Source organism: Streptococcus minor DSM 17118, assembly GCF_000377005.1.
In the GTDB taxonomy this organism is placed as follows: domain Bacteria; phylum Bacillota; class Bacilli; order Lactobacillales; family Streptococcaceae; genus Streptococcus; species Streptococcus minor.
In genome coordinates this window covers 1-24,150 of record NZ_AQYB01000024.1, presented here as the reverse complement: position 1 = coordinate 24,150, position 24,150 = coordinate 1, and the positions used below count along the sequence as shown (strand labels likewise).

The following is a 24,150-nucleotide window of genomic DNA, read 5'->3' as shown; positions in this document are numbered from 1 at the left end:
TTTTATGTTAGTAGTTGATCATGTTTACCAAACATTTCTGAATAGCTTCTTCTAAGTCTTTTGGGGCAGTTTTGGCAGAAAAACGGTTGACAACATGGCCTTCTCGGTCAATCAAAAATTTGGCAAAATTCCATTCGATAGCCTTTCCTAAGGGACCAGATTTTTCAGATTTGAGCCAGGTATATAGAGGGTCAGCTTCCTTGCCATTAACCTTGATTTTGGCAAATCTGGGAAAAGTAGTTCGGTAGTGAAGACTGCAGAAGTCATTGATTTCATCAGCAGTGCCAGGTGCCTGATGAAGAAACTGGTTGCAAGGAAAATCCAGTACCTCAAACCCCTGTTTTTGGTAGGTATCATAAAGCTCTTGTAAACCTTGGTATTGGGGTGTTAGTCCGCATGCGGTAGCGGTATTGACCACCAGTAAGACTTTGCCACGGTAGTCAGAGAGGGAGATGAGACTACCGTCTTGGGCCTGCACACTAAAACGATAAATGCTTGTCATAAAATATCCTTTCAGCTATCTTTGTTTTATTCTAGCATTTGGTCTAGTCGTCGTCCACTCAAAACCGTAGCAAATTTTTGGAAAAAAAAACTTTTTGGTGTAGAATAATAGTACAAATAAGTAGAAACGGAGAAACATAATGGTTCAAGCAATTACAGATGCAAACTTTGTAGAAGAAACAAAAGAAGGAGTAGTCTTGATTGATTTTTGGGCAACTTGGTGTGGTCCTTGTCGCATGCAAGCACCCATCTTGGAACAGCTAGCTTCAGAAGTGGATGAAGATGAATTGCGTATCTTTAAAATGGATGTAGATGAAAATCCTGAAACAGCTCGTCAATTTGGCATCATGTCTATCCCAACTCTCATGTTCAAAAAAGATGGACAAGTAGTGAAGCAAGTGGCTGGTGTCCACTCAAAAGCACAAATTTTGGCGATTTTAGCTGAAATCGGCTAAGCACAAACTCGGACTTGATCCGAGTTTTTTTTGAAAGAAAGGAAACGGTTATGCCAATCAAAGAAATCTATCTCGCAGGTGGTTGTTTTTGGGGTCTGGAAGAATATTTTTCACAGATTGAAGGCGTTTTGGAAACGCAAGTAGGTTATGCCAATGGTCAGGTCGAAACGACTTCCTATCAGCTACTCAAGCAGACAGATCATGCAGAAACAGTCTTGGTTCGTTATGCTCCAGAAGTGATTCAACTACGGGAAGTCTTACTCTACTATTTCCGAGTGATTGATCCTTTTTCTATCAACCAGCAGGGGCCAGATAAGGGTCGCCAATATCGGACGGGTATCTATTATACAGAGGAGGCTGATTTAGCAGAAATTCAAGCAGTCATGACCCAGCAAGAGGAGCAGTTTGGGCGTGGTTCCTTGGCTGTAGAGTTAGAGCCCTTACGGCATTTCATCGATGCAGAAGAGTATCATCAAGATTATCTGAAGAAAAACCCTACAGGCTATTGCCATATCGATGTTAGTCAGTCTCAAATTCCAGTCATTGATGCAAAGGACTACCAAAAACCAGCTGATGCGCAGTTACGAGCTGATTTGACTCCTGAGCAGTATGCTGTGACACAGGAAGCAGCGACTGAAAGGCCCTTTGCCAATGCTTTCTGGGAAAACGATGAGGCAGGAATTTATGTGGATATTACGACAGGTGAGCCGCTCTTTCTCTCAACAGATAAGTTTGATTCGGGATGCGGTTGGCCTTCCTTTACCAAACCTATCTCCAAAGAAGTAGCTCTTTATGTTCAAGATCTATCCCACGGTATGAATCGGATTGAAGTTAAAAGCCGAGCAGGCCATGCTCACTTAGGCCATGTTTTTGATGATGGCCCTAGCGATAGGGGAGGTCTGCGCTACTGTATCAATTCGGCAGCCCTACGCTTTATTCCTCGCGAGGAGATGGAATCAGCAGGCTATGGTGGTTTTTTAAGTCTTCTAGAAATATAAACAGAAAAAGGTTCGAGATGGTTTTCTCGGACCTTTTTGCAAAAATTTTTGTTATAATAATGGAAAAATGAACTGAATGCAGAAAGAATAATATGACTTTTTTACAAAAATACTTTTCCCAGTTTAATCTGGATGCGTTACTCCTTTCCTTTTTTAGCAAAGCCTTATCCCTTCTTTTGCTTTGTATTGTATTTTTCCTAGCCAAAAAGATAGTCCACTTCTCTATCAAGAAACTCTTGACCTCTTCATTGAAACTAGCCAATCAGGATCAGGGGCGGCAGAAGACCATCATGCGCCTAGTGGAAAATATGCTCAATTATGCTCTATACTTTATCCTGATTTACTGGATGTTGAGCATTTTAGGGTTACCTGTATCTAGCTTATTAGCTGGTGCTGGAATTGCTGGGGTTGCGATAGGTTTAGGAGCTCAAGGTTTCTTATCCGATCTGGTCAATGGCTTCTTTATTCTCATTGAACATCAATTTGATGTAGGAGATATGGTTTGTTTGACCAATGGTCCAATCACCATTGAGGGCACGATTGTCAGTGTCGGTATCCGAACTACTCAGGTTCGGGATGCGGATGGCACCCTGCACTTTATACCAAATCGCAACATTTTAGTGGTTAGTAATAAATCACGTGGCAATATGCGGGCGCAAATTGACCTCCCTCTCTCACCAATGGTAGACTTGGAGAAGGTGGCTCAAGTGATTGGAGCAGTAAACGATCGGTATCTGTCAGATTATCCTGTTATCAAGGACTGCTTGATCCTAGGTGCGCAGGCCTCACCTAATGGACAATTTTCTTACCGTATTCAGTTTATGGTTGAAAATGGCCAGCAAAATCATATTTATCATACCTTCTATGGTCTCTACCAGGAGGCCTTGGTTCAGGCTGGGATTGAGTTGCCCCAAGTCAGCATCATGCTAGGCAATAAGAAATAATTTTCGGCTATTAATAAAAAGAGCTCGTTTTTGAACTTCACCTAAAGGTGTTATTCAAAAACGAGTTCTTTTCTTTATGGTTACACCAAACCTTGGGCAATCATGGTGTCAGCAATCCGTTCGAAGGCTGCGATGTTGGCGCCTGCTAGGTAATCTGTACCGAGGTTGTATTTTTCTGCGGTTGTTTTGGCTGTTTCAAAGATGTTGGCCATAATATCCTTGAGGCGACCGTCTACTTCTTCACGAGTCCATGAAAGGCGGAGACTGTTTTGACTCATTTCAAGGGCAGATACGGCTACGCCTCCTGCATTAGCAGCTTTAGCCAAACCGTAGAGGACATTATTTTCTTTGTAGGTCTTTATGGCATCTAGGTTTGATGGCATGTTGGCACCTTCGGCCACACAGTAAACGCCATTTTTGATGAGATTGGCAGCTTTGCTGCCGTCGATTTCATTTTGAGTGGCACATGGCAGGGCGATGTCGACATGACCGTCGTAGTTCCAGACAGAACCTTCAAAGTATTGAGCTGTCGTTTTTTCAGCGGCATATTCGGTCAAGCGAGCGCGGCGATTGTTTTTCACGTCACAGAGGAGGTCAAAGTCGATGCCTGTTTCATCGATGACATAGCCATTTGAATCAGAAACAGAGATGACCTTAGCTCCAAGTTCAGTGGCTTTTTGGACAGCGAATTGGGCTACATTACCTGAACCAGAGATGAGAACGGTCTGGTCTTTAAAGGATTTGTCATTAGCTTGGAGCATATTGTCTGTGAAGTAAACCAGGCCGTATCCTGTTGCTTCCGGACGGATGAGGGAGCCACCAAAGTTGATTGGTTTACCAGTGAGGACCCCTGCATCAAATTGGCGAAGGCGTTTGTATTGGCCATACATGTAACCAATTTCACGACCACCAACACCGATATCACCAGCAGGAACGTCGAGCGAGGGACCGATGTATTTTTGCAGTTCAGTCATGAAACTTTGGCAGAAACGCATGATTTCAGCATCTGTCTTGCCTTTCGGGTCAAAGTCTGACCCCCCCTTACCACCACCGATTGGTAAACCAGTCAAGACATTTTTAAAGATTTGTTCAAAACCAAGGAATTTTAAAATGGATTGGTTGACAGTTGGGTGGAAACGAAGTCCGCCTTTATATGGACCAACGGCTGAGTTGAACTGGACACGGTAACCACGGTTTACTTGGACATTACCGTCTTTGTCAGTCCACGGTACACGGAAGCTGATGATGCGTTCTGGTTCAACGATACGCGCTAGGATGTTTTCTGTGATGTATTCTGGATGAGCTTCAAAGACTGGCTCCAAGGTGGCAAACAATTCTTCCACCGCCTGAAGAAACTCTGTTTCGTGCGGGTTGCGGGCTTTTACTGCTTCAAAAGAAGATTGAATATAGGCTTTTGCTGTTGTCATAAGAGCACCTCTTGTAATGTTTATTTATTAAATTGTCTGACAATTTAATATATCTGTTGATTATTATAACACCATGATTTCCAAATGTAAAGCAAAAAAAGCGAAATGTTTAGAAAGCTGCGTATCAGTATATGAAAGGATAGAAAAGTTCGGGAAAAAGCATGAAAGAATCAAATTTATGCTATAATAGAAAGAAAAAAACGGAGGAAGACGATGGTTTCGACAAAAACAGTTCTGGGAGATTTTGAATTTGACAACTGCCTCATGAATGCAGCAGGAGTTTGGTGTATGACCAAGGAAGAGTTAGAGGAGGTCAAGGACTCGGTTGCCGGAACTTTTGTAACCAAGACAGCAACCTTAGACTATCGAGCTGGTAATCCAGAACCTAGGTACCAAAATGTCCCTCTGGGTTCCATCAATTCTATGGGGCTTCCTAATCAGGGCTTGACATATTATTTGGACTACCTCTTGGAATTGCAGGAGCGTGAGCCAGAACGGACCTTTTTCCTTTCTCTAGTTGGTATGTCGCCGAATGAGACCCATACAATCCTAAAACAGGTAGAAGCAAGTAATTTTAACGGCTTGGTTGAGCTCAATCTGTCCTGCCCCAATGTTCCCGGAAAACCACAGATCGCCTATGATTTTGAGATGACAGAACAGATTCTCTCAGAAGTTTTTCAGTATTTCACGAAACCTTTGGGGATTAAGCTACCTCCTTATTTTGATATTGTTCATTTTGACCAAGCAGCAGCCATCTTCAATCAATTTCCTTTACGTTTTGTTAACTGTGTCAACTCGATTGGAAATGGACTATATATCGAGGATGAATCTGTCGTCATCAAGCCTAAAAATGGTTTTGGAGGCATTGGTGGAGAGTACATTAAACCGACTGCCTTGGCCAATGTCCATGCTTTTTATCAACGACTCAAACCAGAAATTCAGATTATTGGAACAGGTGGTGTGTTGACAGGTCGTGATGCCTTTGAGCACATTCTTTGTGGTGCGAGTATGGTTCAGCTAGGAACTACTTTGCAAAAAGAAGGTATGGAGTCTTTCCAGCGGATTACAGAAGAACTCAAGACGATCATGGCAGAGAAGGGTTATGAGAAATTGGATGACTTCCGTGGGAAATTGCAGTACATAGAATAAATCTAGCGACTTTAGCCTAGGCATGTTTATTTTAAAAGAAGGTTTGTGGGCACTAGTGGCTTGCAAACCTTTTTTGTCCTATTTCAGCAACAATGAAAATGAGGAATTGTTTTGTAGGCTACTGGCAATAGGGCTTGCTTCTACAGTTTATAAAAAACTTGCTGTCTTATCTTCAAAAAAGAACTTTTTTTCTGTGCACACTGGATTTGACGTTCTTTTGACTCTTGTGATGTTGAATAAATGATTCACAGAGATGTGGGATAGCTTCAAGGTAATTGGCTCTAATTTAGGGAAGTTTTCTAAAGGGATTTCTCAAATCCCCTAGATTTTTACTGGAAAAAAGCTTATACTAATTAAGAAACAAGGAGAGTATAATGAAAAGAAGAAATGACCGCATTGGAAAAAGAAAACGGTACCAAAAAAGAAGATGGGGCGTCTGGGCAGCTGGCGTTCTTTTGGTTCTTAGTTTTTTGGGTTCGATTTACCTTTTATTTAACCATGGTTTGCGTTCAACCGAGAATCCAAGTAGTCAAACCAGTCAGAGGAGTTCAGCTCCTGATAAGGGTACGCAACAAGAAAGAAAAGATAAGACAGCTCGAATTATGGCTCACGGGGACCTTCTTTATCATGACCTGCTCTACATGAGTGCCAAGCAAGAAGATGGTTCCTATGATTTTAGTGAGAATTTTACCTATGTCAAGCCTTGGATTGAACAGGCTGACTTGGCTATAGCAGACTTTGAAGGGACAATCTCCCCAGACTTTCCCTTGGCAGGCTACCCTCTATTTAATGCCCCTGCTGATGTGGTAACAGCGATAGAGGCAGCTGGCTATGATATGGTGGATTTGGCTCATAACCATATTTTAGATTCGCAATTATCTGGACTCATTTCAACTTCCAAGGCATTTACGGATGCAGGGATTGGGGTTGTAGGGGTCTATCCTGAAGGAAATCGCGGAGTCGCACCACTTCAAATTCGTGAAATCAATGGCATTAAGGTAGCTATTTTGGCCTATGCTTATGGTTTTAATGGCATGGAAGGAAACTTGACTCAAGAAGAGTATGAACGCTACTTGTCCGATTTAAACTTAGAAAAAATGCAGCTGGAGATTGAGCAGGCAGAAAAAGAGGCAGATATTACGATTGTCATGCCGCAAATGGGTGTGGAGTATCAGTTAGAACCCACTCAGGACCAGCAAACTCTCTATCGCCAGATGGTGGAATGGGGCGCTGATCTAGTTTTTGGAGGACACCCTCATGTTGCGGAGCCAACTGAAGTAGTCGAAAAAGATGGTCAACGCAAGCTGATTGTTTATTCCATGGGAAATTTCATCTCAAACCAGCGGATAGAAACTATGGATGGAGTACCTACTGCTCAATGGACTGAGCGAGGTGTGCTGATGGATGTGACGATCGAGAAAAAAGACGGTAGAACCACAATTCAGACTGCACATGCTCGACCAACTTGGGTCAATCGAGTGGCCAATGGACGCTATGCTGAAAATGGCCAGCCACTCTATAGCTACCAGACCTATATTTTGGAAGACTTTATCGAAGGTGGTCAGTATCGTAACCAACTAGATGAAGCCACTCAACTTAGAGTGGATACAGCTTATCAGGAGATGAACGACTTGATGAACTTAAATTGGTAACAGAGCTAGAAAGGATGACCATGACCATTAAACTGATTGCAACGGATATGGATGGAACTTTTTTGGACGAAAAGGGAGGTTTTGATCGCCGTCGTTTCGATACTGTTTTGACGGAGTTGGAAAAACGTGATATTCCCTTTGTTGTAGCTAGTGGCAATGGAATGGATCGCCTACTTCGGATTTTTCGAGGATTTGAGGAGCGTCTGACCTTTGTGGCTGAAAATGGCGGACATATTTACCAAAACGGTCAGACACTCTATCGCCAGTCTCTATCCCACTCTCTTATCCGAGAGGTGATAGACTATCTACAAGATGGGGTTAGAGAATATTGCTTCATGTTGGCTCATGATGAAAAGATTTATATGGCTCAAGGGGCGGGTCAGCCTTTTGCTGACCTTTTGGCCATTGAACCAAGCCAAATGGCTGCTTTCTTATCGCGTCTGACCTATCTGCCGGACATCACAGACTTCCCTGAACGAGATATTTTTTATAAGATGGGACTCTGGGTGACAGAAGAAAAGGTCTCTCGTGTGGTGGCGGCTTTCAATCAGGTTTTTGCAGGTAAGCTCGTTGCAGTAACTAGTGGCTACGGAAGTATTGATTTGATGCCAATAGGTACTCATAAGGCCTGGGGCTTGCAACAGATTATGGCTCCCTTGGGGATTGATTCTAGTCAGGTGATGGCCTTTGGGGATAATGACAACGATATTGAGATGCTCAATTTAGCTCACCATTCTTATGCGGTCGACAATGCCAGCCCTGCTGCTAAGGCGGCAGCCAAATTTCATATCCCTCACCATAGTCAAGCCTCTGTTTTGACCAGTATAGAGGCCTATTTGTCAAGAACAAAGAGGAGGTTTTGATGGAGCGTATTCGTTTGATTCTCAGTGATATTGATGGCACTATCTTGGATCAACACCATCAGCTCGATGGACGTCTAAAGAAAAATCTAAACTTATTAACTCAGAGAGATATTCCATTTTGTTTGGCTTCAGCTCGTTCTCCTCAAGGGATTAGGCCGATTCAAGAGGCTCTAGAACTAGATGCACCACTAGTTGCATACAATGGGGCCTTAATAGGCCGTTTTGAAGATGAGGAGTTTCAAGTTCTACAAGAAATTCCTATTGAAGCAGCTGATGTGGAGACCTTGATCCAGATGATTCGGCGATATTGTCCTGATGTTTCCATAGGCCTGTATGCTGGTACAAACTGGCATGTGGCACAAGATAGTCCTTGGATAGAGTTGGAAGCTAGCATTACTGGTGAAACACCTTTGCTGACGGATTTTGAGGAATTTTTGGCTCAAAGACCGGTTGTTCACAAGTTTTTAATGATCGGTGAGGAACTGGATATTAGCCGTCTTTTGACTTATTTAGAAGAGCAAGATTTGCCTGACATAGCCTGTTACCTGTCCAAAGCAAACTATCTAGAAATCACCAACCGTTCTGTTTCCAAGGGGCATGCCTTGGAGCTGCTGGCCGGACTCTATAGTTTGTCCATAGAGCAAACCTTGGCATTTGGAGATCATTTTAATGATGTGTCCATGTTGGAGATTGCCGGAGTTGGAGTAGCTATGGGAAATGCTCCTAAAGCTGTCCAAGAAGTAGCAGATGCAGTCACGGAAACCAGCAGTCATCAAGGTGTCTCGCTTTATCTGGAAGAGTTCGTACTCCAATAAACATATGCACTTGGGACAAATAGCATTTGATTTTTAAAATTATTTCTTATCAATGAAAATAAAAAATGAACAAGCAATATCCTGCTTTGTTCATTTTTTGTATATGAAATGAAATTTTTGTCTCAGCCATATGCCTATTGATAGTATTCTTTCCAGTCAATGGAATCCTTTTCAACAACATTGTTGTATTCTAGATACTGATATTGCTGATAGAGCTCAGAAATAGGAGCTTTTTCAGAGTAGTTGTAATTGGCATCGTAGTAGCCCCAGGTTGTCATAACAGGGATTTCCGCCTGGATATTGGATAAGAATTGATAGTAGGAAGATTGTGGCAGTGCATGCTCTGTTTTAGAGAGGATCTGCATGAGATAAGGAACCAAGTAGTTCGGACTAATGGTTGTTTCTTCTGTTTGTGGCAAGTCAAAGTTTGCCCACATAATAAAAGGAGTTTGGAAGCGAGAGCCTGGGTCACTAGCATCTAGATAGGGTTTGAAATACCCATCCGTCAAGATTGGTTGGTGATCTCCGTACATGATGACGATGGTAGGCTCATCATGAGTAGACAGTGAGGTTACCAGGTTCTCAAAAGCCTCGTCTGAAGCATCAACGCTGGATAGGAAATCTGTGGCAGATGCATCATTTTCCGCATTTGTGATTGAGATGGTCCGCGGAAACTCAGCTTCGCTATTGCTATATCCTCCATGTCCCTGCATGGTCACGACAAAGTTAAAGACAGGGTCTTCATTTTCTTCTATTAATTTCAAACTACCTTGGTAAAGAGCTTGGTCACTGATATAGCCACGCAGCCTCTCAGGATTGGGTACTAAATCTTGAAAAGCTGGACTTGAGTTTTCAAAGTAGGATTGGTCAAAACCAAAGTATCCAAAGACTTGACTGCGGCGGTAGTTGTCCTTTCCATAGGGATGAAAGGCATAGGAAGAGTAGCCCTGATGGTTGAGATAGTTGACGACACTATTTCTAGGCGAAGAGACCAGCTGTTGGAAAGGGAAAGAATTGGGTGGCAAAATAGCCAAGCTGTTGCTAGTTAGAACTTCGTATTCGGTATTGGCGGTACTGCCTGCAAAGACAGAAACCAACAGATTTCCCTTGATAGCATTTTTATCCAGAGAGTGCATGAATTGCAAGGGATCAGATGAAAATTGTAGATTGGTTAATTGCGAGTAGTCGGTTAGCGATTCATTTTGAATCAAGATGATATTGGGTTGTTTAGTAGTCTGTTCAGTTGTGCGAGGGTAGCTTGCTAAAACCTCTTTGGCTACTTGCTTGGAATAACCTTTCGGTTTTTTTATTTGTGATGCGATATGGTAACGTGTCAAGGCAACTGGAAGACCATGGTCATAATAAGTACTCTGCATAGTCCAGAAATAGAGAGAGAGTTCGACACTATTGGCAACGGCATAAATCGCTGGTTTAGCTAGGAAGAAAAGGCTGATGAATCCCATACTAATGAGAACGACCTTATGTATCAGTTTTCTCTGGAAGGAAGAATACTTACCTGTATAGGTTTTCCAGAGAGAAAGACGTTGGGCGATGACTGAAAAGTTAAAGAGTTGGCTAAATGCTGGTAGAAAAGCTATGCTAATCAGGTAAAGCCAGCAAACCAAAATCAAACCAAACATGCTACTGGTAAAGTGGAAATCAGTATCTCCAGCAACGCTCAACCCATCTCTGATTTGTAAGAAGTGATAGGAAAGGAGGGGCATATTTCGGGCGATGAGAAGGATTTTGGTTACCATTCCCACCACCATACTCAGAGCTACCAAGATAAAACTAGCTGCACGGATAGAGGTTGTGAGGAGGGCCAAGGTTAGCCAAATGATGACCAAAATCAAAATATTAGCCTGGTAGTCTCCCATGCTCAGGTGCTCAATGCTGAAAATGGAATAGGCCGTCTCTATCAAATAAAGTCCGACAAAAGGAGCGAGTGCAGTGAGGAAAAAATAGTAGCCTTGCGCCAGCCAACCTAAGCGGAAAGCCCTGAGTTTAGGCAGTTGGATTTTAACGAGGATAGAGAGAACAATGAAGCAAATCAATAGAGCAGAGAGAATAGAAGGAGAGACAAAGGTATTAAATAGGTAAAATTCTTTTGTATCTCCGTACTGAAAGGCTGATTTTAAGCTACCTATCGCCAGAAAATAGAATGCAGTTCCCCAGAGGATGTGGAAAAAGAAACTGTCCTTGTTGTTCTCTTTTGTGCGCCCTTTTTTCGTCAAGAAACTCAACAATAAGAGAGCAAACAGAGCTAGTTGAACCCACCATATACTGTTGGCTTTGGTGATGGCATAATGTTGTTCGAAGGTTAGAGTGATTGGTTTATACACCAGCTCTTTACTGTTGTAAGTATTGATTTGTGTATAGAGGACATCGTCTAGATACACTTGGAGAAATCCACCGATATCATAGCTACTGTATTCAAAATGTAGGCTTTTAATGGGACCATTGTGCTGGATTTCTAAGGTCTGATTTTCAGTTTTTTCCGCATCAGCGACGTAGATTGGAATGGGAATTCCTCCGCCGTATTCCCCCCATTCATTCCGTATGAAAGTGTTTGTATCAGGGATATTGCCGTTGATGGTGAGGTTGGTGCGGATGTTTTCCTTGTAACCATTTGATTGAGGATCCTTAGATTTGATGGCGACAAACTTGATATTACCGTTATTTTCGCCGACAGTTAGTTCATTTCGGATGAGAAAGGCATAGCCAGCAAAAGCCAAAATAGCCAGGATGGCAAAGACGGTCCTTTTTTGGGAGTTTAGCCATCTCCACCAGATTTGGCGACTGAGCCATTGATAGGCTTTTGAATGGTGAATAGCATTTTTGAATGCTCGTGCGCGCGTGTGAAAACTCATGCTAGTCTTTGTCCGACTCTTTTTCATATCTCGTCCTTTGTAAGTTTCGTTTTTCAATCTTCTATACTATATCACGATTTGACCCGAAAATAAAGTTCAGAAAATGAAATCTAAGGGTAGGGTTCGTATACACAGAACAGATAAAGGCAGTTGAGGCTTCTCTTTTTATGATCTAGTATTCCTTTACAGTTTTGTCCATTTTTTGTAAACTAATCTGTGGAAAAGAACTTTTACATGCCTTTAATCCGATCATATTGCCAGATGTAAAAGACTTTTGATAGATAAAAAAATGGTCTTATCGTATCCTACTGTTGAAAGGAGGTCGCAATGGAACTTGGAAAACAATTGGTTCATTATCGAAAGAAAATGAACTTATCACAAGAGGAACTTGCAGAAAAAATCTATGTGACCAGACAGAGTATTTCAAATTGGGAAAACGATAAAACTTATCCTGATATTCATAGTTTACTCTTGCTCAGCCATATTTTTCAAGTGACTCTTGATACTCTAGTAGAAGGAGACTTAGATACAATGAAAACAATTGTGCAACAAAAGGACTTGAAACAATTCTATACAGATGCCAAATGGATGCTTCTGGGAGTTTTCCTGACAGCTATTTCTGGTTATCCGCTCTTTCATTATCTAGGTTGGTGGGGAGCCTTAATTTTTCTTTTAGAGTGGCTCGTAACGATGTATTTTGGTCTGAAAATCGAAAAATTCAAAAAGATTCATGATATACAGACCTATCGCCAAATCTTAGCCATTACCAATGGCGAAACCTTGGATGCCATCCAAATAGCTGAAGAACGTGGAAAATATCCCTATCAAAAAGCCTTAATCGTTTTGCTGTTTACAGTGATTTCAGTGCTACTTGGTGTGCTGGCAAGCATCCTCATTCGATTTTTGTTTTAAAAAACCAGACCCTGTTAGGGTCTGGTTTGCTGTTATATTTATTTTCCTTTTCTTTCCCATCTCAGGATAAGGACCATGAGCCAGAAAAAGATGATTCCAGCCACTAGGAAAAAAATGTTAGCTAGACTTTTCTGACCTTCCTGAAAACTCAGTAAGCTTCCACCTAATACCAGGGCTAGAAAGAGAATGCTAAGAACTATACGATTCCCCAACCCTTGTAGTTGACGTGAACGGCTAGGATAGTCAATGAGGTCATGATTGATGAGTATTCGACCGTTCAAGACTTGCTCCATGAGCTGATTGAGTCGCCGCGGGATGCTCTTGCCATTGCGTAGAAGATAGAGCAGCTCAATCAGGAGAGTGTCACGGTTGAGAACCTGACTCAGGATATCGGTTTTCATATTTTCCATGAAATATTTTTTTGCGAGAGTCATCAGGTCCACATTTGGTGCCAACTCGCGAAAGACACCCTCAATCTGCAACATAGCTTTGCCTAAAATGGTAATCGCAGGATCTGCCTGTAGACCATGCTTTTGAAAAATTTGCAGTTGGTCATCCATGAGATCGGACAAAGAGAGCAGTCCTAAGTTGATATTGCCATACTTGGTCATCATACGCTCCACATCTCGTCCTAATTGCGTCATGTTGACCTGTTCTTCGGTTCTTGTCATCGAAAGGATGGCTCGTGCCATCCCGTCCACATCCTGTGAGGTAAAGCTATAGAGAATTTCATTGAGGTTGGTCCGAACCCCCTCCTCTAAGCGTCCCATAATACCAAAGTCAATAAAGAAAATTTTACCTTCGTGGACAATCAAATTACCCGGGTGTGGGTCGCCATGGAAATATCCATCCTTGAAGACTTGCTTGATAAAGCTGAGCATGAGCTTTTGACCGATATCTTCTAGATCATAGCCAGCAGCTACCAGCTCTTTGTGGTTATTGATCCGAATGCCCGGTATATAAGACTCGACCAACATCCGACTAGTAGTATATTCCTCAAAAACTATTGGAGCACTAATGCAGGCAATGTCAGCATTTTCTTTAGTGAAGTCGAGGATATGCTGGGCTTCGTTACGAAAGTCGATTTCCGCTTCAATGGATGCCTGCAACTGAGATAGGACCTTGGGCAGGTCCACCATGGGCATCCAAGAATCAGGGACTCGCCGAGCCAATTTGACTAGGAGTTCCAAATCTTCCCGCGTTTGTGCCGCTAGGTTTGGTCTTTGGATTTTGACAATCACTTCTTGACCATCCAAGAGCCTAGCTCGGTGTGTCTGAGCAACGGAAGCAGAAGCTAACGGGATTTCATCCAGTTTGGAAAAAACTGCAGAAAAAGGCTGACCGAGCTCATTCTCAATGGCTGCTAAAGCCACTTCCGTGGGCATAGGTGGCACATCATCCTGTAATTTTTCCAATTCCCGAATGTAGACCTCTGGTAATAAATCACTCCGAGTTGATAAAATCTGGCCAATTTTGACAAAGCTAGGCCCCAGCAACTCAAAGGCCAATCGGAGCTTAACAGGTGTGACTCGCTCTTCCCATGGGGTATTTTTTTCTTTTAGATGGGTCAATCCCACTCTGCTAAAGACAGTTAGGATTTCCCCTAAACGCTTATGTGACATGGAACCTTCCTATTTTTCTTAGTCTGTTTTGGACTGGCTGAGTTGCTCCAAGAGAGCATCCAATTTTTCTTCCAAACGTTTCAAATCATCCTTAGTAGCGTATTGGAGACTTTGAGATTTCTCCTTGATTTGTTCCAAGAAGCCTTCTGCTTCAGCCTGACTTTTGCGCTTGAGCTCAGACTGTAATTCTTTCCCTTCATCAATGGTCAGTCGCCCCTTGTCAATCATTTCTTTGACAAATTGTTCCACCTTATCGTAGGTCATGGCTGTCAAGCCGATTCCTGCCAACAACACTTTTTTTAGTTCATCCATGATGAGCACCTCCTTTTATTTCTACCCATATTTTAGCATTTTTCCAGAAAAAAATCAGCAGGAAACAGATAGGTAAACACAAGCAAGAAGGTTACCGCTTTAGATTTACCCCAACAAATCTAGATAATACTGAGCGATGGTCATCTCATCCAGTTTTTTGCCGTATTCTAGCCACCAAGTGACCGTTTCGATAAAGGTAGAGGTTACAAAGTTTTCCAAAAACTCCTTGGGTAAATGGTCTTTCTTGAGCAGAGCTTTCTCTTGCACCAAAGGAAATAGATAGACTTCCAGCTGGTCTTTGAGACGCTTGGTGAAATAGGTGTTTTTTGACAAAAGCAAGGTCGCAATCTTGTCTTGGTTGCGCTTAAAATGCAGGAAAAGGTGAGCAATGAGCTCAAAATACGACATTTCCTCCTGATGTCCGACAAAGGTATGCTCAAATAGCTCCTGACAAAGTTCCTCCAGCAGGGTTTCCTTGGTCTCAAAGTGAGCATAAAAGGTGGAACGACCAACATTGGCCTCATCAATGATTTCCTGAACAGTCATTTTTTCGTAGCTCTTTTGGTTCAGTAGGCTGATAAAGGCTCGGTAGATAGCCCGGCGTGATTTTTGAATACGTCTATCCATAACTCTTTCCGTACAGTTTTGAGAAAGTGTTCGATAACAAACATTTCAGCTAAACTGCTTCTTGTTTCCTCTTGATAAATAATAGATAATAATAGTGAACAAAATGTTCGATATTGTACTTATTATACTATAAATGAAAAAGGAGGACCAAATGAAATCAGAAAAAAATATGCGCATTGCCTTTTTGCTGAATGCTTCTTTTGCCATTATTGAGTGTCTGTTTGGGATTTTATTTAACTCCAGCGCCGTCTTGGCTGATGCTGTGCATGATATGGGAGATGCCTTAGCTATCGGTTTAGCAGCTTTTCTGGAAAAAATTTCCCAGCGCAAAGGTGATGAAAAGTACAGTCTGGGCTACAAACGCTTTAGTCTTCTGGGGGCTGTTTTAACCGCTAGCATCCTGATTGTCGGCTCAATCCTGCTAGTAGTAGAAAATATTCCCAAGCTCTTTGCACCAGAAACGGTTAATTATAATGGTATGTTGGTACTAGGAGTGGTGGCCATTATCATTAACTTTGCAGCTAGTAGAGTGGTCCGTCATGGTCACAGCCACAACGAGTCCATCCTAAGCCTTCACTTTTTGGAGGATATTCTTGGTTGGTTAGCGGTCATTCTGGTGTCTATCATTCTACGCTTTACCGATTGGTACTTCCTCGATCCACTATTATCTCTTGTCATCTCAACCTTTATCTTATCGAAGGCCATTCCACAATTTTGGAAAAATCTGAAAATCTTTCTGGACCATGTACCAGAGGATGTGGACCTGTCTGCTTTTGAAAAAGATATCCTTGCATTAGATCAAATCGAAGCCATCACTCAGCTCAATGTCTGGACCACAGATGGCTTAGAAAAATTTGCCATGCTTCATGTCTGTCCCAAAGATATGCAAGATAGTCAGGTTTGTAAGACCACCCTACGAAAGCTTGCTAGGACCTATGGCATCACCCACCTAACAGTTGAATTGGACCAGAGTGTGATAGAACATAAGGAACACGAAGGGTAAGGTGATTGTTAGAATAACATCTATTCAAAAAAAGAATCTCTCTATCTAACTAACTGCAGTGTGTCATAGCACTGCTTTTTATTTTGGTTGTTTTGTATGAAATGGAATGATGCTAAAAAAATATTCTATTTTATTCAAAGATTTGATTTTACATTGAAAAATTATGATAAAATAAAAGGAGTATTTTTAATAACCTTACAAAAATAATATAGAATATAGAGATAGGTAGAAAAGTGAAAAGATTTAGGAAATGGGCAGGTCTAATTTTGTTAGTCTCTCTTCTTGTTGCTGGCTTTTATGGGATGAAAAGCTTAGAAGATAGACAGTTAGAAGACAGCACGAAAAAAGAACTGATTAATCATAGTCATGCTAACCCAGATGTCTACGCTTGGCTAAAAGTTGAAGGGACCAATATTGATTATCCTATCGCCCAACATCCAAATGATGATAACTACTATCTGACCCATGATTTAGAACACCAAGCAACTTATTATGGTGCCATTTTTACAGAGAAAATCAATACCAAGTCTTTTGATGATTTTGTAACCATTATCTATGGGCATGCTATACAAGATGGTTCGATGTTTGGAAGTCTAGAAAACTTTTCTGAACAATCGATTTTTGAACGATATAAGACTATTGAAATTGAAACAGTTGATGATAAGTTCTCTTATGACATTATTGCAGCTTATCAAATGGATGACAGTCATCTTTTTCATAGCTACAAACTGGGAGATAAAGATAGGGTTAAAGAGTATGTTTTGAGTTTGGAGAGTCAAGCAAGACTTCAAGGAGGTTTTTATAGATTTCGCCCTTTTGATGTTGAAAAAGATAAGTTACTTATTCTATCAACTTGCGATTCTCAAACAGACACAAAGAGATATATCTTACATGCAGTCAGGAGGAATGAATAAAAATGGATTTTCTAAAAAAATATAGACGATATAGTGAATTGGTATTGGGGTTTCTCGCGTTCGGTCTTGGTCAAAGACTTCTAGGAACTGGGGTGTTGAGGCCATGGGCAGAAGAAAGGCAGTTTTCACTTAATTTGGGAGTGATTGGTTCGGTCCTATTTATAGGAGGAATCATTTTACTCACTCACTTACTCAGTTGGCTATTACGGAACTACAATCAAGATAATCGTATCCTAAAAGTGCTGGTTAGAGCACTTCTAGTTTCTATAACAGTAGGATTTTTGTTCGGACTTTTGGGAGAGTTTTTGTACGACTACACATCTATCTCCTACCAGTTCGTAAAAAATGTTATTTGGATTTTATCCAGTTTGATTCAAGCTAGCATAAAAATAACAGTCCTTTATAGTTTAATAACTTTTTATAAAGGAAAGGGGCTTTCTTTCAAAGAAAAAGAATTTAGAAATCTTCTTTTATTCGCTCTATTAATAATTGGCCTAGTTTCTGTCTGTAGTTTGCTCCTCCCACAACTAGCTGAAGTTCTGCTCTTTGTAACAGACAATTTTCTGGTATTGGGAACAGTTTATTATTTTGTAATTAAAGAAAAAATTTAGGATGAGATAAAATATGAAAAAAATAAGAAAAGTGTGTTCGTGGGTGATGTTGCTGACGATTGTCTTGACAAATAGTCCGCTCATATATGCAGAAGAAATTCACAATGCGATTGAAACCACTCAGTCTGAAGAATACCATCATCAATCAGTTGAAGAAGCTCAAGAAGCTGTCGTGGGAAATCAAAATCAAAACACCCCTGAACAAGCAGATAAGAATAAAGTTTTGGACGCAAAAGATAAGGATGGCGGAGATGCTATCCAACAGCCGAAACTTCCAGAGAGTGGACTTGGTGCAGAAGAAGCCGCTCTTCGTGAGAAGTATGGGGAACCGGTGGCTCAAAGTGGGCAGGAACAGCTTTACAAGGTAGATGAAACGCATTTTGTGACCTATATTGGTAGCGATGTAAAAACTTATAAGAACCAAGATGGACAAGAAATTCCAGTTGATTTAGATCTCTATTCTTACCATGTGGATGGAAAACATTATTATCTTCCCAAAGAATCACCAGTTGGAGTTGTCTTACCGAGTCAAGTTGATAAAGAAACGCCCATTGATGTCATCAGTCAAGACGATAAGATTTCTCTTTATCCTATTGATAAGACATATGAGAATGCGACTGTCCAAGAAAATGCAATCCTTTACAATAACGTAGAAGGAGCAATGGATGTTCAGTATACCGTTCAAGCAAACGGAGTAAAAGAAGAAATTGTCCTTGCAAACTGGGAAGGAAAAAATCGTTTTACCTACGGTCTAGATGCGACTTCCTATGATGTAGTACTTGAAAATAATCAAGTTTTAGTGAAGCAAAAAGGAAAAGATACGGTTCTTTTTGTTCTGACAGCTCCTATCATGGTGGATGCTACTGGACAGGAAAGCCAAGATATTACCTTAGAATTGAAGAAAGCTGGAAAACAATATGAATTAACAGTTGTTGCCAGTGAGGATTGGTTGAAAGATGCTAGTCGTTCCTACCCTGTTCGAATTGACCCAACTGTTACTGTACCAAGGGAAAACCTTTTAGATGTGGTGACTAGCTCTGTGCGCGGAACATTTCTCGGAAGTGCCTATGGTTTTGTTGGCTATATCACTGCTGAAAACATGGGTATGCCGGGAGTAGCAGATATTGGCCGTAGTCGTATGTACTTTAAGATCAATTATGATTTTAAAAAGAGCATCCCCTCTGAAGCAAAAATTGATAATGCAACGCTCAATCTTTACCAATATTCAGATGGAAAAGGAACAGCCAATGCAACTTTTACAGCATACCGTGTCAAGCAAGATTTTGATATTCAAACGATTACGTGGCTCTCGTCCCTCAGCTTAGAAGATGAAATCTCAGGAGAGAATGCTCTTAGTCCTGCTAATCTTGGAATGCACCATTTTGATATTCGTGAAACGGTCAATGGCTGGGTGCAAGGCCTCTATCCAAACTACGGATTGGTCGTGAAAGCGACGAATGAAGGTGACTATGGTGGTGGTTTTTATACGACTGAAGCCAATGTAGCTAATAATGCACAAGGTGGTTTTACCCCAGATAAAGCACCTAGTATCACCATTAACTGGTCTGTACCAGATCCGGTAGATGTTAACTATGCTATTGGCGATACGATTATCCATCTCCGTAATATGGTCAAGACTGAAAAGTCTGGAAAACTCCAATTCCAAGGTGTTTTTGCAGATGGTGTAACAACTCCTGGAGCGCTGGTGACCTACAATCTGAGTGATGTAGGCAAAAATTATACAGGTCAAGTGCCAGGAAGTTTTTCCTATAAATTCCCGGATACGTCTAACTTTATTTCAGCATTTGAAAAAGGAACGACTCAGTATAAGGATAAGCTCTCTAACTGGCAAACGATTGTTCCTTTTACAGAACCAGAATTTAACAAAGTCTATACAATTGATGCAGAAAGTCAAAAAGATGGGCAGACCAGTGGTAAGAAATCAAGCGACACCTTTGTCATCTACAAGGTCACACAGTATGATACCTTACCAAAAATAGCTTCTTACTACGGTGTCCCGCTCAAGCAACTTGCCTATGATAACCGTATTCAAGACATGCTCTTGGTCAAGAATAATACCCTTTTTATCCGTAATCCAAAGAAGAATGCCACCAAACCTTATAATCCGCCTAAGTTAAATGATACAGTTAAGTCCGATGTAGATATGCTATTGATGGGGCGTGGACTACATTGCGAGTTTGGGTTTGAACCCATTAACTTAAATACAGGGAATTTCTACTTAGACCGTACAGACATTTCGATTCCTGATCTAGGTGGTGACTTTGAAATTGTTCGCTTCTACAACTCCAAAGCTGCTGGAATGAATAGTCTCTTTGGTAGAGGTTGGTCCTTTGCTTTTAATGAACAAGTGACCAGCGACGAAGAGGGGAATCTCTACTATACCCGAACGGATGGTTCTATCCTGACCTTCAAAAAAGATGGAAATAAATACCAAGCACCTGAAGGTTATGACTTGACCATGACCATTAAAGAAGTCGAAACAAAAAAAGCAGACTTTGGAAATGGAGAAGAAGAATACACAGTTAAAGAATATCGTATTACAGATAGTGAACAACAGGAAAAAATCTTCAATTTCCATGGCTTGTTGACTAGTCAGACCGATGAAAAAGGCCATAAAACTAGCCTAGACTACAACGAAGAAGGTATCTTGACCAAGATTACCTCACCAACTGGTCTCATTTTTAATGTGACTATGACTGAAGAAGGCTATATCGGTGCTGTTGGCTTACCGAATGGTTCAACCTTGACTTATGAGTATGATGAAAATGGGAATCTGATCACCTATACTGATGCAACTGGGGTACCGACTCGATATGAGTATGATGATAAAGGTTTGATGACCGCTTGGTATGATGGTAATGGTACCAAAGTTATTGAAAACATCTATGATGATCAGGGACGGGTGACCCAACAAACAGACGGTTCGGGTGCGGTATCAACTCTTGCCTATTCTGACGGGCAAACGGTCGCAACGGATGCCAATGGTCACAGCACTACCTATACTTATGATAAACTTTATCGCACTATGGGTATAGCTTACCCAGACGGTAGTAGTGTGTCAAAAACCTATGATGAAGCCAATCGACTGGCTAGTGAAACCAATGAACTTGGTCAAACAACTAGCTACACTTACGATGAGAATGGCAATGTTCTCAGTGAAACTCGTTTTGATGGAGCAGTCAAATCATCTACATACGATAGTAAAAATCATCTCCTGTCCGAAACAGACTTTGATGGCAATACCACTAGCTATACCTATGATAAAGAAGGCAATCTTCTCTCTACCACTCTCGCAGACGGATCAAAAGTCACTTATACAGTAGATAAAGAAGGTCGAATCCTCTCAACAACGGACGCACTTGGCAATACCACAAATTTTGCCTATAATGGGGCCAATATGGTCAAAGTGACCAATCCTTTGGGAGGCGTATCTACGCTAGCCTACAATGCCCATAACCAGTTGGTTTCTGTGACGAATCCACGTGGAGGTGTGACTAGTTATACCTACGATGGTGAAGGTCGCAAGATGAGTGAGACAGATCCAGATGGCGTATCAACTACCTATAGTTTTGATGGAGCTGGACAGGTGACAGGAGTGACTGAAGGAAATGGTAATACCTCTACCTTTAGTTATGACGGTTTTGGTCGAAAAATCGCAGCGACTAATGGTGAAGGTGGTATCTACTCCTACACTTACGATGGAGTCGGGAATCAACTGTCAATGACAGATACTGAAGGCCATACGACTACCTATACCTATGATAGCCGTGGCCGCTTGCTGACAGAAACGGATGCAGCTGGTCATACAACACAATTTAAACGAGATGGTCTTGGACGTGTACTTACGCGAATTAATGAAGCAGGGCACCGTAGTAGCTTAACCTATGATGACCGATTCTCTCAAGTCGCAACAATCACAGATGCTCTAGGTCAAATCACAGAAAACACCTATGATCCATCTGGGAATCTCACAAAGGTAACCTATCCAATCGGCACAGCCTCTGAGTACAGCTATGATAAGCTCGGAAGGATCCTCTCCTACAAGGATGAGTCGGGGCAAACTATCAGCTATACCTATGATGCCCTCGGTCGAAAACTGACAGAAACCATCGGTGACCGCACCACCAGCTACACCTATGATGCGGCTGGAAATGTAACTCGCATCATCTATCCAGATCAATCAAGTGTGTCGTACACCTACGATGCTATGGGTAATGTTCTCACCTTTACGGATGCGAAGGGTAAGAAAACCAGTTATGATTACACAGATGCTGGTCGCCTCTTAGCCACAAGAGATCCACTCGGTAATACAACTAGCATGGGCTACGACAAGAACGGGAACCATAGCTCCGTGACCGATGCGGCGGGCTACACAGCCTCCACAGTCTACAATGGACAAAACCAAGTCAGTCAAGTCACAGATGGATTGGGCAATAGCACACAGTTTGCCTACAATCAGATGGAACTTCTGACGGAGGTCACAGATGCCCTTGGTGGAAAAACCAAGTACACCTACAATGAACTTGGTTACCCAGTCGCAGTAGAAGATGCCAACGGAAACACAACCAAAATTTCCTATACGGCAACAGCTCAGATCCAAGAAGTGGTCAATGCAGATGGTAGTACCATCACCAATGAGTACGATGCTCTGGATCGTCTGATCAAACAAACCCATTCCAGCGGTTTAGTGACAGACTACACCTATGATGCGGCAAATCGTATCCTTTCTATCAAGGACAATCAGGACTTGGATGAAACGTATACCTATGATGCAGTAGGTAACCGTTTGACAACAACGAATAGCCTAGGTCAAGTGACATCTTACAGCTATGATAACGTTAATCAACTGACTAAAACGACTTTCCCAGATGGGAGCAGTGAAAGCTACACCTACGATAAAGTCGGCAACCTTGCTACTAAAACAGATGTAGAAGGTCATACCACTACCTATCACTACGATAAGAATGGCAATCTAACCAAGACAGTTGACCACCTTGACCGTGAAAATAGTTACACTTATGATGCAGTCAACCGAGTGGTGACGGAAAGCGACCCCGAAGGAAACACCATCTCTTATGAATACGATGTCTTAGGAAACTTATCGAAAGTAACAGATGCCAACGGTCATACCTCTAGTTATGGTTATGATGCCAATCAACACCTAGTCCTCTACAAGGATCCAAAGGGCAATGAAACAGCCCTCAAGTATGATCCTCTGGGCCGCTTAACGGAAACGGTTGCGCCAACAGGAGCGACACAGACCTTCACCTATGATGCACTTGGCAATACTCTGACATCGACCACTGGTGAAGGCCATACCACCAGTTATAGTTATGATGCTATGAACCGTGTCAGCACCATGACCAAACCGACAGGTGGTGTCACCACATACAGCTATGATGCGACAGGTAGTTTGGTCAGTGAAACAGACCCAAGCGGAGATATGACCAGCTATATCAATGACCTTTATGGACGTGCCACCAAACGGACTCTTCCAAACAAAGCTGTCTTTACCTATACCTATGACAAACTAGGGCGTCTGGAGAAACAAACGGCTCCGCAAGGTCTCTCAAAAGTTTATACTTATGATCTATCGGGGAACTTGACTAAGGAAACCGACCAATCAGACCGCACTACTAGCTACACTTATGATGTGGCGGGTCGTCTTTTGACTGAAAAAAATGCTTTGAACTTGGAAACAACGTACGCCTATGATAAGGCCGGAAACCTGACCACAGTCACCACACCAAGCGGTGCCAAGACTAATCTGGAATACACTAAGTTAGATCAGCTCAAGACCATTACTACTCCAACTGGACGCAAGACTGACCTCAGCTATGACCCAGTCGGACAGGTGACCAAGCGGACCATAAATGGTAAACGGGAAGAAACCTATGCCTACGATCCAAATGGTAATCTAGAAAAGCTCGTTAATCCACTTGGTCAAAGCCAGACCAAGACCTATGACGCGCTGAATCGCCTAACGGCAGAAACAGATGTAGCTGGGCAAACGACACTTTATCACTATGATAACGATGACCGTTTGACAAACGTGACAACAGGCTCAGGTGCAACTGCTTCTTATACCTATGATGGAAATGGCAACCTGACCCAAGTCACTTCTGGTAGCCAGCGTTTATCTACCTATACCTATGACAGTGAAAACCAACTACTCACTGCGACCAAAGGTTCAGGTGAAAAAGCCTCCACTTCTACCTATACCTATGATAGCGTCGGAAATATGACATCCGTGACGAATGGTAATGGCCAAGTTACCAAGTACAGTTACGATCAACTGTCTAATATGGTTGAACGGATGACAGCCTTAGGGGATGCAGAAACCTACACCTACGATGTCAATAACCAACTGTCCCAAATCAAAAAAGCAGATGGCAAGACTATTTCTTACGACTACAATAAGCTAGACCAACTCTTGACGACCAAGTACTCTGAA

The 24,150-nt window shown here is 41.9% G+C and carries 18 protein-coding genes; 12 read left to right on the top strand and 6 right to left on the bottom strand.

The features are described 5' to 3' along the window. Positions 1-7 precede the first annotated feature (7 nt). Positions 8-502 carry a glutathione peroxidase gene (locus tag F602_RS0101745; protein ID WP_018166239.1) on the bottom strand — a complete coding sequence of 165 codons (495 nt, stop codon included), beginning with the start codon at positions 500-502 and terminating at the stop codon, positions 8-10. A gap of 139 nt (positions 503-641) precedes the next feature. Between F602_RS0101745 and trxA the strand changes: the two genes are divergently transcribed. The 3 genes from trxA to F602_RS0101730 all read left to right on the top strand — a co-directional run bounded on the left by trxA (position 642) and on the right by F602_RS0101730 (position 2,898). Then, entirely contained in the window at positions 642-956 is a 315-nt protein-coding gene (gene trxA / locus F602_RS0101740) for a thioredoxin (RefSeq protein WP_018166238.1), read from the top strand. A gap of 56 nt (positions 957-1,012) precedes the next feature. After that, positions 1,013-1,954, top strand: a complete 942-nt coding sequence (gene msrB, locus F602_RS0101735; RefSeq protein WP_026183255.1) for a peptide-methionine (R)-S-oxide reductase MsrB — start codon at positions 1,013-1,015, stop codon at positions 1,952-1,954. Between the two features lie 92 nt (positions 1,955-2,046). After that, the gene (locus tag F602_RS0101730) at positions 2,047-2,898 is read left to right on the top strand and encodes a mechanosensitive ion channel family protein (RefSeq protein ID WP_018166236.1); all 852 of its coding nucleotides are present in this window, start codon (positions 2,047-2,049) and stop codon (positions 2,896-2,898) included. A gap of 80 nt (positions 2,899-2,978) precedes the next feature. Here F602_RS0101730 and gdhA read toward each other — a convergent pair whose 3' ends face one another. Beyond that, positions 2,979-4,325 carry an NADP-specific glutamate dehydrogenase gene (gene gdhA / locus F602_RS0101725; protein ID WP_018166235.1) on the bottom strand — a complete coding sequence of 449 codons (1,347 nt, stop codon included), beginning with the start codon at positions 4,323-4,325 and terminating at the stop codon, positions 2,979-2,981. Between the two features lie 213 nt (positions 4,326-4,538). On the opposite strand from gdhA, the gene F602_RS0101720 reads away from it, so the two are divergent. The 4 genes from F602_RS0101720 (at position 4,539) to F602_RS0101705 (ending at position 8,804) form a co-directional block, all read left to right on the top strand. Continuing rightward, positions 4,539-5,474, top strand: a complete 936-nt coding sequence (locus tag F602_RS0101720) for a dihydroorotate oxidase (RefSeq protein WP_018166234.1) — start codon at positions 4,539-4,541, stop codon at positions 5,472-5,474. A 374-nt stretch (positions 5,475-5,848) separates the two neighbouring features. Then, positions 5,849-7,126, top strand: coding sequence for a CapA family protein (locus tag F602_RS0101715; RefSeq protein WP_018166233.1), 1,278 nt, complete (start codon positions 5,849-5,851; stop codon positions 7,124-7,126). A 20-nt stretch (positions 7,127-7,146) separates the two neighbouring features. Further along, positions 7,147-7,989, top strand: coding sequence for a Cof-type HAD-IIB family hydrolase (locus F602_RS0101710; protein WP_026183254.1), 843 nt, complete (start codon positions 7,147-7,149; stop codon positions 7,987-7,989). Then, positions 7,989-8,804 carry a Cof-type HAD-IIB family hydrolase gene (locus F602_RS0101705; RefSeq protein ID WP_018166231.1) on the top strand — a complete coding sequence of 272 codons (816 nt, stop codon included), beginning with the start codon at positions 7,989-7,991 and terminating at the stop codon, positions 8,802-8,804. The genes F602_RS0101710 and F602_RS0101705 overlap by 1 nt, the downstream gene beginning before the upstream one ends. A 134-nt stretch (positions 8,805-8,938) precedes the next feature. Here F602_RS0101705 and F602_RS0101700 read toward each other — a convergent pair whose 3' ends face one another. Continuing rightward, positions 8,939-11,701, bottom strand: coding sequence for an LTA synthase family protein (locus tag F602_RS0101700; protein WP_018166230.1), 2,763 nt, complete (start codon positions 11,699-11,701; stop codon positions 8,939-8,941). A 300-nt stretch (positions 11,702-12,001) separates the two neighbouring features. Here F602_RS0101700 and F602_RS0101695 point away from each other — a divergent pair, with 300 nt between their 5' ends. After that, entirely contained in the window at positions 12,002-12,586 is a 585-nt protein-coding gene (locus F602_RS0101695) for a helix-turn-helix domain-containing protein (protein WP_018166229.1), read from the top strand. Between the two features lie 38 nt (positions 12,587-12,624). Here F602_RS0101695 and F602_RS0101690 read toward each other — a convergent pair whose 3' ends face one another. The 3 genes from F602_RS0101690 to F602_RS0101680 all read right to left on the bottom strand — a co-directional run bounded on the left by F602_RS0101690 (position 12,625) and on the right by F602_RS0101680 (position 15,147). Next, positions 12,625-14,208 carry an ABC1 kinase family protein gene (locus F602_RS0101690; protein ID WP_018166228.1) on the bottom strand — a complete coding sequence of 528 codons (1,584 nt, stop codon included), beginning with the start codon at positions 14,206-14,208 and terminating at the stop codon, positions 12,625-12,627. An 18-nt stretch (positions 14,209-14,226) separates the two neighbouring features. Continuing rightward, positions 14,227-14,520, bottom strand: a complete 294-nt coding sequence (locus tag F602_RS0101685) for a phasin family protein (protein WP_018166227.1) — start codon at positions 14,518-14,520, stop codon at positions 14,227-14,229. A 105-nt stretch (positions 14,521-14,625) separates the two neighbouring features. Further along, positions 14,626-15,147, bottom strand: coding sequence for a TetR/AcrR family transcriptional regulator (locus tag F602_RS0101680; RefSeq protein ID WP_018166226.1), 522 nt, complete (start codon positions 15,145-15,147; stop codon positions 14,626-14,628). A 151-nt stretch (positions 15,148-15,298) separates the two neighbouring features. Here F602_RS0101680 and F602_RS0101675 point away from each other — a divergent pair, with 151 nt between their 5' ends. From F602_RS0101675 to F602_RS0101660, 4 genes are all read left to right on the top strand, one after another. Continuing rightward, positions 15,299-16,150 (top strand): cation diffusion facilitator family transporter, encoded by an 852-nt coding sequence (locus F602_RS0101675; protein WP_018166225.1) that lies wholly within the window; start codon positions 15,299-15,301, stop codon positions 16,148-16,150. A 233-nt stretch (positions 16,151-16,383) separates the two neighbouring features. Further along, positions 16,384-17,064, top strand: coding sequence for a class B sortase (locus F602_RS0101670; RefSeq protein ID WP_026183252.1), 681 nt, complete (start codon positions 16,384-16,386; stop codon positions 17,062-17,064). A 2-nt stretch (positions 17,065-17,066) separates the two neighbouring features. Next, positions 17,067-17,675, top strand: a complete 609-nt coding sequence (locus F602_RS0101665) for a hypothetical protein (RefSeq protein WP_018166223.1) — start codon at positions 17,067-17,069, stop codon at positions 17,673-17,675. A 13-nt stretch (positions 17,676-17,688) separates the two neighbouring features. Beyond that, on the top strand, positions 17,689-24,150 hold a 6,462-nt coding region (locus tag F602_RS0101660; RefSeq protein WP_026183251.1), incomplete at its 3' end, for a DNRLRE domain-containing protein.